The 10,918-nt window shown below is 73.0% G+C and carries 8 protein-coding genes; 6 read left to right on the top strand and 2 right to left on the bottom strand.

Going from position 1 to position 10,918, the window contains the following annotated elements; translation table 11 throughout:
- Nucleotides 1-78: 78 nt before the first annotated feature.
- Nucleotides 79-2,187: a hypothetical protein gene (locus BF93_RS17705; RefSeq protein ID WP_038374487.1), complete on the bottom strand. Its 2,109-nt coding sequence runs from the start codon at nucleotides 2,185-2,187 to the stop codon at nucleotides 79-81.
- 94 nt (nucleotides 2,188-2,281) lie between these two features.
- On the bottom strand, nucleotides 2,282-3,292 hold the full coding sequence (locus BF93_RS17700; RefSeq protein WP_038374486.1) for a LacI family DNA-binding transcriptional regulator: 1,011 nt from the start codon (nucleotides 3,290-3,292) through the stop codon (nucleotides 2,282-2,284).
- Nucleotides 3,293-3,710: 418 nt separating this feature from the next.
- Between BF93_RS17700 and BF93_RS17695 the strand changes: the two genes are divergently transcribed.
- From BF93_RS17695 to BF93_RS17670, 6 genes are all read left to right on the top strand, one after another.
- The gene (locus BF93_RS17695) at nucleotides 3,711-4,373 is read left to right on the top strand and encodes a DUF1961 family protein (RefSeq protein WP_038374485.1); all 663 of its coding nucleotides are present in this window, start codon (nucleotides 3,711-3,713) and stop codon (nucleotides 4,371-4,373) included.
- Nucleotides 4,370-5,047, top strand: a complete 678-nt coding sequence (locus BF93_RS19180; protein ID WP_051487166.1) for a DUF624 domain-containing protein — start codon at nucleotides 4,370-4,372, stop codon at nucleotides 5,045-5,047. Before BF93_RS17695 ends, BF93_RS19180 begins: the two co-directional genes overlap by 4 nt.
- Before the next feature lie 153 nt (nucleotides 5,048-5,200).
- A complete protein-coding gene (locus BF93_RS17685; RefSeq protein ID WP_038374483.1) occupies nucleotides 5,201-6,727 on the top strand; it encodes a type 2 periplasmic-binding domain-containing protein in 1,527 nt (508 codons plus the stop codon).
- 12 nt (nucleotides 6,728-6,739) lie between these two features.
- On the top strand, nucleotides 6,740-7,726 hold the full coding sequence (locus BF93_RS17680; protein WP_232226493.1) for an ABC transporter permease: 987 nt from the start codon (nucleotides 6,740-6,742) through the stop codon (nucleotides 7,724-7,726).
- 9 nt (nucleotides 7,727-7,735) lie between these two features.
- Nucleotides 7,736-8,614: a carbohydrate ABC transporter permease gene (locus BF93_RS17675; RefSeq protein ID WP_038374481.1), complete on the top strand. Its 879-nt coding sequence runs from the start codon at nucleotides 7,736-7,738 to the stop codon at nucleotides 8,612-8,614.
- Nucleotides 8,615-8,844: 230 nt separating this feature from the next.
- The gene (locus BF93_RS17670; RefSeq protein ID WP_051487165.1) at nucleotides 8,845-10,818 is read left to right on the top strand and encodes a GDSL-type esterase/lipase family protein; all 1,974 of its coding nucleotides are present in this window, start codon (nucleotides 8,845-8,847) and stop codon (nucleotides 10,816-10,818) included.
- The last annotated feature ends 100 nt before the right edge of the window (nucleotides 10,819-10,918 follow it).

The raw sequence follows: 10,918 nt of genomic DNA, 5'->3' as shown, positions 1-10,918 counted from the left end.
CCCCCCGCCAGGACGCGCGGCATCGGCCGTGCGAGCACGGGGCACGGGCCTCAGGGCACGAGTCTCAGGGCACGGGCCTCAGGGCGAGCGGACGAACCCCTCCGCGCGCGCCCGCCACGCCGCCGGGAGCCCCGGGCACGGCCCCTCGGCCGCATCGTCCCAGCCGCCGGCCATGAGGGCGACCGCGGCCAGCAGGCCGCCGTTGCCCGGCAGGTACACCGGCAGCGATCCGGTCTGCCGGGTGTGGCCGCTGGGCAGGACCTCGTTCTTGCCCTCCGGCGTCAGCAGCAGGTCCACGGCGAGATCCGCCTCGCCCAGCCGGGCGGCGGTCATCGCCATCATGGGGTAGTCCCAGCCCCAGGTCGAGTCCCAGTCCCAGTCCGCCAGCACGTCCTCGAGGGTCGCCCGCATCACGGCCGGGTCGATCCGGTCGGTCGACGGCAGCACGCCCAGCGCGCCGAGCATCGAGGGGTGGTCCTCCCGGATCGTGTACGGCGCGACCGCGATCGCCGGGTAGACGCCCTCGCGGGGGAGCGGTGCGCGCAGGGCATCGCGCACCTGCGCCCAGTGCGCCGCGACCTCCGCGCCCTGGCGCTCCTTCCACGCGCAGGCGATCGCGAGCGCCCAGTGCCACTGGACCAGCTCGAAGGTCGGGTTCCACACCTCGCGGCGCAGGGCGCCGTAGCTCTCCTGGGCGGGGATCAGCGGCGGCCCCAGCTCGGCGCCGCGCTCCGTCGGCAGCGCGAAGGAGGCCATGAAATCGGCGGTCTCGGTGACCAGGTCGTCGAGCTCGGGCACCACCGCCCCGCCCTCGGCGCGGCGCAGCAGCTCCGCGAGATGGATGAGATGCGGCTGCTGCCAGATGAGGAAGGTGGCGATGGGGCTCGGGGACTCCTCGCCCTCGGGGCCCACCTGCTTGGGCCAGCGGGCGCCGGCGAACCCCTGGCGGGCGGCCATCTCGCGGGCGTTGGGCAGGATCGACCGGTACCAGTCCAGGCTGCGGCGCAGCAGGCCCGGCCGTCCCCACAGGGGGAAGTGCGCGGCGTGCCACCAGTGCATCTCCAGGTGCGCCTTCCCGCGCCAGGACGGGCAGACCAGGCCCGTCTCCTGCGGGGGCATGTCGCCGGCGCAGTGGATCGCGGTGAGGAACTGGGAGAGCACCACACGGCGCTCGAGCTCGGCCGCACGCGGATCGCCGGCGGCCGAGAGGTCCAGGGCCGCGCCGGTCTCCCAGAACTCCTGCCAGTGCGCGGCGGAGCGGGCCAGCACCTCCTCGACCGAGGGCAGGGCGACCGGCCTCTCGGCGCGGTCCTCGGGGGCGCCGGGCAGGAACTCGACCACGAGGTCCAGCTCCTCCCCGCGGGCGGCGACGCGGATCTCGTGGTCGCCGGTGACGGTGACCTCGCCGGCGGTCGCCAGGAGGACGGTGTACCGGGTGGCGTCCAGGACGCGGTCGATGCGCCAGCGGCCCTGGCCCTGCGCGGTGCACCGGGTCCGATGCCGCTCGGGGCTGTCCCAGTCCTGCGCGCTGTGCCAGTCGGCGCCCCCGTAGGGGAAGGCCAGGGCGATGGTGAGCCCCTCGACGAGAGCCGCCGAACGCACCCGGAACGCCAGCACGTCCCGCTCCGGATCGGCGACCGTCCACGTGCGCACCGCGCGGCCGTCGATCTCGCAGTCGCTGCGGATCACGCCCTCCCACAGCGACAGCCGCTGGGAGACGGGGCGGACCTCGGCCGCAGGCACCCAGCGGCCCTCGCGCTGCAGGCCGATCCGCCCCAGGTCCAGGCGGTGCGGGTTCCCGCGCAGCACCCGGTCGCGCTCCGCGCCGGCCCCCTCGGACGCCGATCTCGCGGCGCCGGCCGGCGCGTTCTCGGACATGTCCACGTACGGCACCGGGCCCCGCGGGGAGTCGTACTCGACCAGGGCGTCGCGCCAGTCGTGGTGGGCCGCCTCGGGGTGGCTGTGCCAGCCCCAGGTCGACAGGGTGCCCAGCAGGGTGCCGTCGGGGCGGTCGTCCTCGCGCGGGGAGACGGGGTAGGCCTCGGGGAAGGTCTGCAGCCCGGTGGCATCGACCGTGATCGCGAGGCTCCCGGTGCCCACGCCCAGCGGGGAGCGCGGGTCGATCTCGGTGAGCTCGACGTCATGGCGGGCGACCAGCGCGCGCCGGTCGATGGGATGCGGGGGCACACGGACTCCTCGGTGAGCTCGGGTCGGGTCGCCAGCACCCTACGGCACGCCCCGCGCGTGCCGTCGGGCGGGGCGCGGGGCGGACCGCGCCCGCTCAGGCCTCCCGCGCCCGCTGCGGGGCCGGGCCCGTGGACTCGCGCCAGAGGATCGCGGTGATCGCCGGCCGGTCCATCACCGGGTCTCCGCCGCTGAGGATGCCCAGCAGCTCGACGAGCAGCTCCGCGCCCTGGCGGCGGTGATCGACCGCCACCGAGGTGAGGGAGGGGATCATCGCGGCGCTCAGCGGATGGGTGTCCCAGCCGGTGACGCTGAGGTCCTCCGGCACCCGCCAGCCCCGCTCGACGGCGCCGCGCACCGCACCCGCGGCGAGGGTGTCGTCCGAGGCGAGGACGGCGGTGACCGGCGTTCCGGCCGGGAGGTCCAGCACGGCGCGGCGCGCCCGGTCCGCGTCGCCCCGGCAGTCGATGGTGCCGGCCGAGCGCAGCCCCAGCTCGCGGATCTGGCGCTCGAACGCCTCGCGCCGCCGCGTGCACGCGGGATGCTCGCGATCGGCGGTGACGTGCAGGAAGTCGCGGTGCCCGTGCTCGGCCAGATGCGTGACCAGCTCCGCCATCCGGGTCGCCTCCGAGATCGGCCCGATGTCGCGCATCTGCTCGTCGTAGACGGGGGCCGAGATGATCGGCGCCGTGTCGGTGCGGCGGCGGGGCGGGTCCGGCAGGTCCGTCAGGGACAGCACCGCCTCGTAGAGGCCGGAGTCGGCGAGCTCCACCACGCGGTTCCCGCGCAGCTCGGCGGCGGGCAGGGAGACGACCTCGACGGCGTACCCGGCCTCGCGCGCGGCCTCGTTGGCGCCGCTGAGCAGGGGCAGGGAGCTGGTGGCGTTGCCGGCCGGCAGCACCAGCGCCAGGCGCCCGGTGCTGCGGTTGCGCATCGCGCGGGCCACCAGGCTGGGCCGGTAGTCGAGCTGCGCGACGGCCTGGTCGATGTGGAAGGCGAGCATGGAGGAGACGGTCGGGTCCCCGCGCAGGCGTCGCGAGACCGTCTGATGGGAGACGCCGGCGAGCCGCGCGACATCGCGGATGGTGGGTCTGCGGACCGTCGTCACGGGGGATCTCCTGGGGCTCTCGGAGGGGGCGGGGGAGGCCGCGCCGCGGCGTCGCGGTGAGGGGCCCCGCAGGGGGCGGTATCACGATCCGATCACGGAGTGACCGTTCATCATCCGGCGGACAGCCGTCACCGAGTGACAGCCCTCCGGCGGGTCCAGCAGGCGCCTGCATCGGGCCTCTTACGCCAAGATAGCAGGCCACAGGGCAGCGGCGCGGGGGATTCCTTCCCGAGCCGAGCGCCGCGGCCCGCATCGAGTGAACGGTCACTCGAAGTCCGCCCCGGAGGACCCCCGGAGCAATCCGGGGCGACTTTCGGGAAAGCGGTTGACGGGCTCGGTGGAACGATTCAAGATGGCGGGGCGCATCGCGGCGCCGGACGGACGGCGGCTGCGATCGGATCGGAGAGGAGCCCCGCCCATGAGCACCGAGCTGTACCGCAGCGCCCTGTCGGGACCGCAGGACCTCGCCGACTGGACCCTCGAGGGACCGGCCGTCGCATCCTTCCCCGCCGGCCGCCTGCGCCTGGAGAGCGCGGCCGACCCCGCCGAGGGCCAGGCCGCGAACTTCGTCGCCTGGCTGCCGGTCGAGCACGAGGGCGATGTGCGGATCTCCTACGACTTCCGCCCGCTGCGCGAGCCCGGCCTGGCGATGATCTTCTGGGCCGCGCGCGGCCGCGACGGCGGCAGCATCCACGATCCCGCGCTGCCCGCCCGCACCGGGGAGTACGAGCAGTACCACTCCGGCGCGATCGACGCCTACCACCTGTCCTACTACCGCCGCATGTGGCCCACCGAGCGGCGCCTGCACACCTGCAACGTCCGCAAGAGCCATGGCTTCCACCTCGTCGCCCAGGGCGCGGACCCGCTGCCCGCCGTCCTGGACGTCGACGCGCCGTACCGCCTCGAGCTGACCTGGCGCGGCGGCACGGTGACCTTCTCCGTCGACGGGATCGCGTGCCTGAGCTGGCACGACGACGGCTCCGTCGGCGGGCCGGCGCGGCGCGGCGGCAGCATCGGGCTGCGGCAGATGGCCCCGCTCATCGCGGAGTACTCGGACCTGCGGATCGAGGCGCTGGCATGACCGCCGCAGCGCACCGGCCCGCCCCGGCGGCCCCCGCGGGCGCCCCGACCCGGCGCCGCGCTCCCGGGCCGACGAGCGCCGCCGGCTACCTCTCCGGCGCGACCGACCTCGTGCTGCGGGCGCTGGCGATCCAGGCGGTCTGGGTGCTGGGCACCCTCGCCGGCGGGATCGTGCTGGGCTGGGGCCCGGCGACCGCGGCCGCCGTCGACACCGCCGCCCGCGCCGCCCGCGGCGAGGTCTTCAGCCTCCGCCGCGCGGCCCTCGCCTGGCGGCGCGCCTTCTGGCGCAGCCAGGTGACGATGACCCTTCCCGGGCTGCTCGTGCTGCTGGCCCTGGCCACGCTCATCGCCCGGGACGCGCCGCTGCTGGCCACGGCCCCCGCCGCCGCGGCCGGTGCGGTCCTGGTGCTGTCGCTGCTGCACGTGCCCGGGATCGAGGAGCGCTACGACGTCCCCGTCACGCAGGTGCTGGGGCGCGCCGCCGTGCTGGCCCTGGCGCAGCTGCCGACCACCCTGATCCTCGCGGCGGCCCTCGCCCTGTGGGCCGCGATTTGCGGGGCCCTGCCCGGGCTCGTCCCCTTCCTCGGGGCGGCCGTCCCCCTCCTCATCGCCCAGCATCTCGTGGACCGGTCGCTGGACCGCAACGAGGACCTGCTGGCCCGCCGCAGCCCGTGACGGGCACGCCCGCACCCCGGGCCCCGGCGCCTCGCCGCCGTCGACCGACCTGACCCCCTGACCCTGCCCTGTCCGACACCGCCCGAATTCGACCCCGCACCTCCTCCCGGTCCCCGCGCCTCCGCGACGGGCCGCCCCACGAAAGGAACGACGATGTTCTCTCGACGCACCCTCCTGGCCGGAACCGCCCTCGGCGCCGGCGCCCTCGGACTGTCCGCCTGCGGCGGGGGCTCCGGCTCCGGCTCCGGCGAGCCGCTGACCACCCTGAAGATCATGGCCCCGCTGCTGTCGGAGACGGCGCCCGATCCCGAGGGGCAGCTCCACAAGGCCATCGAGGAGTTCGTGGGGATGCCGCTGGAGATCACCTGGGTCCCCAACTCCAGCTACGGCGACCGCGTCACCGTCACCATGGCCTCGGACAACATCCCCCACATCATGGTCCAGACCGGCAAGACCGCCGAGTTCGTGCAGACGGCGACCGCCGGAGGGTACTGGGACCTCACCGACATCCTCGCGGAGTACCCGAACCTCACCCCCGAGAACCCGGACGTCGCCCACGGCGCGAGCATCAACGGGAAGACCTACGGCGTGTTCCGCCTCCGCGACGCCATGCGCGCCTCGGTGATCCTGCGCAAGGACTGGCTCGCGAAGGTGGGCCTCGACGAGCCGGTGACCACGACGGACCTCGAGGAGATCGCCCGCGCCTTCACCGAGGAGGACCCGGCCGGCGACGGCTCGACCACCTACGGCCTGATCCTCCCGTCCTGGGGCGGGTACGGGAACAACGGCCCCTACGACCTGTGGGAGACCTGGCACGGCACCGCCAACGTGTGGAAGGAGGAGGGCGGGACCCTCTCGCCGGCGTTCCTCGCCCCCGAGTTCATCGAGGCCAACATCTCCATGAAGGCGATCATCGATGCCGGGCACACCAACGCCGACTACGCGACGATGGACGCCGCCACCTGGAACGACCCCTTCGTCAAGGGCCAGGGCGGGATCATCGCCGATGTCAGCTCCCGCGGGAAGCAGCTGCTGAGCCTGTTCAAGGAGGCCGATCCCGAGGGCTACGGGGACAAGGTCACCATGGTCGGCAACCTCAAGAGCCCCGACGGGACGCTCTGGGCGCTGCCCACCCCGGGCTACGCCGGCTACCTCGCGATCCCCAAGAGCTCCGTGCAGACCGAGGAGCAGCTGGCCACCGTGCTCGGGGTGATGGACAAGCTCTCCTCCGAGGAGGGCCAGCGCCTGCTGAACAACGGCATCGAGGGCGTGAACTACGAGGTGGAGGACGGCATGAGCGTCCCCATCGAGTCGGAGGAGGGCTCCCTGGTCTCCAGCGACGTCTCCGCCTTCGCGCAGATCGGCACCCAGTCCAACGGCTACCTGGGCCTGAGCTCGAAGCCCGCGGGGGAGGCCGAGGCCGCCATGGAGGAGAAGCGCCAGGCGACCGCGGACTCGGATCTGGACAGCGCGGTGTTCAACCCCGGCGCGGCGTACGTCTCGGACGCCTACACGCAGAACGGTGCGATCCTCGACCAGATCGTCGTCGACGCGCGGCTGAAGTTCCTCGCCGGCCAGCTCGACGAGGCCGGCCTGACGTCGGAGCTGCAGCGCTGGACCGACAGCGGTGGCCAGCAGGTCATCGACGAGATGAACGAGCTGTACCAGGCCGGGGCCTGAGGTCCGCGGCCGATGACCATGACCACCACCCCCGCCCCGGACGTGCCGGTGGGCCTGGACGAGGCCCCCGTCGTCCCGCCGAAGCCGGCCCGGCGCCGGAGCCTCCTGAAGAGGCTGCGCCGGGCCCCCGCCCTGTACCTGATGCTGCTGCCGGGCCTGGCGTACTTCGCGATCTTCAAGTACGCCCCCATGTACGGCATCACCATCGCCTTCCAGAACTATCTGCCGTTCCTGGGCATGGGCGGCAGCCCGTGGGTGGGATTCGACCACTTCGTGCGCCTGTTCTCCGGGCCCGACTTCGGCCGGCTCCTGTCCAACACGCTGATCCTCGCGTTCCTGAACATCGTCATCGCGTTCCCGGCGCCGATCATCGTCGCGCTCATGCTCAACGAGCTGCGCAAGCAGATGCTCAAGAAGTTCATCCAGACCGCGATCTACATCCCGCACTTCCTGTCCTGGGCGATCGTCTCGGGCCTGACCTATCTGCTGTTCGCCCTGGACATCGGGCCCATCACGGTGCTGTTCAACGACGTGTTCGGCACCCGGGTGAACTTCCTGGCGGACCCGGACTGGTTCCGGCCGCTGATCATGGCGCAGACGCTGTGGAAGGGCACCGGCTGGGGCACGATCATCTACCTCGCGGCGCTCGCCGGGGTCGACAAGAACCTCTACGAGGCGGCGGAGCTCGACGGCGCGGGGCGCTTCCAGCAGATGCGCCACGTGACGATCCCGGCGATCACGCCGACGGTCATCATCATGCTGATCCTCAACATCGGGAACTTCCTCGACACGGGGTTCGAGCAGATCTACATGCTCACCAACTCGCTGAACCGCGAGGTCGCGGACGTGTTCGACACGTACGTCTACTTCATGGGCATCACCAACGGGGCCTACAGCTATTCCACGGCGATCGGCCTGTTCAAGTCCGTGGTCGGCCTGGTCCTCATCCTCGGGGCGAACTGGCTGGCCAAGCGGTTCACCCAGTCGTCGCTGTTCTAGGAGCCCCCGATGTCCTCTCGATTCGTCTCCCGGCAGGACAAGGTCTTCGACCTCGTCAACATCCTCGTGCTGCTCGGCTTCGCGACGCTCACGATCCTGCCGTTCCTGTACGTGCTGGCGGCCTCGTTCGCCACGGAGGTGGAGATCGCCTCCCGGCCCTTCTTCCTGTGGCCGAACGACCCGACGCTGGAGACCTACCGCTACATCTTCTCCACGGACACGTTCATCCGCTCCCTGCTGGTCACGATCTGCGTGACCGTGGTGGGCACGGCCGTCCAGATCACCATGACGCTGCTCATGGCCTACCCGCTGGCGGACCCGAACCTCGTGGGCCGCGGGCTGATCATGCGGCTGATCCTGTTCGCGATGCTCTTCTCGGGCGGCATGATCCCGATGTTCCTCGTGGTCAAGGGCCTGGGGCTGCTGGACTCGTACTGGGCGCTGATCCTGCCGCTGGCGATCAACCCCTTCAACCTCATCGTCATCCGCACCTTCTTCCAGCAGCTCCCCGGGGAGCTGCGGGAGGCCGCGGAGATCGACGGCGCGCACGAGTTCACCACCTTCTGGCGGATCATGCTGCCGCTGTCGAAGCCGGTGATCGCGACGTTCTCGCTGTTCTACGCGGTCGCGATCTGGAACGACTTCATGTCCCCGCTGCTGTACATCTCGGACTCCTCGAAGTGGACGCTGCAGATGTTCGTGCGCCAGGTGACGATCTCGACGGATCCGTCCACCACCATCGGCAACCTCGACCCGAACTACATCCCCCCGGCCGAGGGCCTGAAGTTCGCGGTGATCGTCATCGCGACGCTGCCGATCATGTGCATCTACCCCTTCCTCCAGAAGCACTTCGCCAAGGGCGTCATGATCGGCTCGGTCAAGGGCTGATCGACGAAGGCTCCGGCCGGAGCTGCCGCGAGGAACGAGCGGCGGCGCAGGCCGGTGCCGAGGAGATCAGCCGAGAAGGCAGGGTTGACCCCCCCAGAACTCCAGGTCCTGCCCCGTTTCGTGATGGGGGCGGAGCAGGGCCTGGACATCCCCGCCGCGGCCCGGACACCGTCAGCTTCACCCCGGGCCGCGGCGGACCCCCCACCCCACCCATCCCAGGAGCATCGACGATGACGTCCCTGACCCCCTCCTCCTCCTCCTCCTCGTCCCACCCCCGCCCCGGCCGCCGGTCCGTGCTGCTCGGCATGGGCGTCGCCTCGCTCGGGGCGATGGTCGCCGCCCCGGCGGCGGCGGACGGCCCGACCCGCGGCGGCGGCACCGCCCTGCGCCTGGACTTCGGCCCCGGCGCGGTCGCCCCGGGCTTCCAGCAGGTCACCGCGCAGACCGCGTACAGTGCCGAGCGCGGCTTCGGCTTCGCGGACGTCGCCGGTCTCGCCGAGGCCGACCGCGGCGGGAAGGACCCGCTGCGCGGCGACTTCGTGACCGCGCACGGCGCGACCCTGCTGGTCGACCTCGCCCCGGGCGACTACCGCCTCGAGCTCACCGCCGGCGACCCGGACGGGACCGCGGACATCGCCGTGACGGCCGCGCAGATCGCGAAGATCGCCCCGACCGCCGCCGCGCAGGGCGAGATCCTCGAGCTGTCCTTCGAGCTGGCGCATGTCAGCGAGCAGCTCGCCCTCGAGATCGGCGGCACGGCCGCGCACCTGAGCTCCCTGGTGATCACCCCGCTGGCCCCGCGGCAGCGGGGCGGCCGGCCCACCGCGTTCCTCCTGGGCGATTCGACGATGCAGACGTACGACCCGTACTGGATGCCGCAGGCGGGCTGGGGCCAGTTCTTCGACCGCTTCACCACGGCGGGCCTGGCGGTGGACAACCGGTCCATCGGCGGCCGCTCCTCGCGCAGCTTCCTCGAGCAGGGCCGGCTGGACGAGGTGCTGCGCCTGATCCGCCCCGGGGACGTCGTGCTGGTGCAGTTCGGGCACAACGACGCCTCGTGGAACCGGCCCGAGCGCTACACCCCGCCGGCGGACTACCGCGAGTACCTGCGGCTGTACATCGAGGGCACCCGTCAGCGCGGCGGCGAGGCGATCGTGGTGACCCCGGTGAGCCGGCGCGACTACGACGCGGAGACCGGGCTGTTCCGGGTGAGCTTCCCCGAGTACGTCGAGGCGGCGATCTCGATCGCGCAGGAGATGGGGGCGCCGCTGGTGGACCTGTCCGCGAGCAGCCGGGCCTTCCTCGACGGCATCGGCCCGGACGCGGCGACGGACGTGTTCCTGCATGCCGCCCCGGGCATCTACCCGAACCGGCCGGCGGGCGTCACCGACAACACCCACTTCCAGGAGTACGGGGCGATCCAGATGGCCCGCCTCGTGGCCCGCGACGTCGCCGCGCTCGACCTGCCGATCTCCGACCGGATGGCGCTGCACGCCTCGGCCGGCGTGCCCGACCCGGTCGGCGGCGTCGAGGCGACCGGCGCCTCGGCCTCGACCCTGGAGCTGAGCTGGCCGGCTGCGGCCGATGCCGACGTCTACCGGGTGCACCTCGCCCCGGTCGGGGAGGAGCCCGTGTTCGTCGGCGCGACCGCCGGCACGAGCTTCCAGGCCCGGGGCCTCGCCGAGGCGACCGAGCACGAGATCCGCGTCAGCGCGGCCAACGAGCACGGCGAGGGCGAGCTCGGCCCGGGGCTGCGGACCGCGACCGCCGAGGCCATCGCCCGGTTCGACCTGGGCCCGGCCGATGCCCCGCTCGCCGAGGGCTGGACCCGGGTGAGCGAGACGACGCGGTACGACGCGGCGCTGGGCCACGGCCTGCGCGGCGCCGAGGGCGCGATCTCCCGCGACCGCGGCGAGGAGGCCGGCGGCGCCGTCGCCCGGGACTTCGTGGCCCGCTTCGACGCCCCCTACGAGTTCGTCGTCGACCTCGCCGACGGCGCCTACACCCTGGTCGCGACCGTCGGCGACGCCCTCGGCTCGGCCCGCACCGAGCTGACGCCTGCCGGCGGCGGGACGGTCACCGTCGCGGTCGACTCGGGCTCCCGCGAGGTCGTCCTGCCCGCGCAGGTCGTCGGCGGGCAGCTGGTCCTCGGCATCGGCGGACGGACCGGCCACCTCAACGGCCTGACCATCACGCCGGCGTGACCGGACCGGCCCGCCCGGCGGCGCGGCCCGCCCGGTCCCTACGCCCGTCCCTGCGGCTGCGGACGCCGCCCCCGACCCCGTCCGTGTCCCCTCGTCCACC

It is taken from the genome of Brachybacterium phenoliresistens, assembly GCF_000576425.1.
Taxonomy (GTDB): Bacteria; Actinomycetota; Actinomycetes; order Actinomycetales; family Dermabacteraceae; genus Brachybacterium; species Brachybacterium phenoliresistens.
Note: the sequence above shows the minus strand (reverse complement) of the source record. Positions and strands in the feature narration are given on the sequence as shown.

Excerpts from the sequence above, each read along its gene's own strand:
- BF93_RS17695 (WP_038374485.1), top strand. The coding sequence starts at position 3,711 with ATGAGCACCGAGCTGTACCGCAGCGCCCTGTCGGGACCGCAGGACCTC.
- BF93_RS19180 (WP_051487166.1), top strand. The coding sequence starts at position 4,370 with ATGACCGCCGCAGCGCACCGGCCCGCCCCGGCGGCCCCCGCGGGCGCC.
- BF93_RS17685 (WP_038374483.1), top strand. The coding sequence starts at position 5,201 with ATGTTCTCTCGACGCACCCTCCTGGCCGGAACCGCCCTCGGCGCCGGC.
- BF93_RS17680 (WP_232226493.1), top strand. The coding sequence starts at position 6,740 with ATGACCATGACCACCACCCCCGCCCCGGACGTGCCGGTGGGCCTGGAC.
- BF93_RS17675 (WP_038374481.1), top strand. The coding sequence starts at position 7,736 with ATGTCCTCTCGATTCGTCTCCCGGCAGGACAAGGTCTTCGACCTCGTC.
- BF93_RS17670 (WP_051487165.1), top strand. The coding sequence starts at position 8,845 with ATGACGTCCCTGACCCCCTCCTCCTCCTCCTCCTCGTCCCACCCCCGC.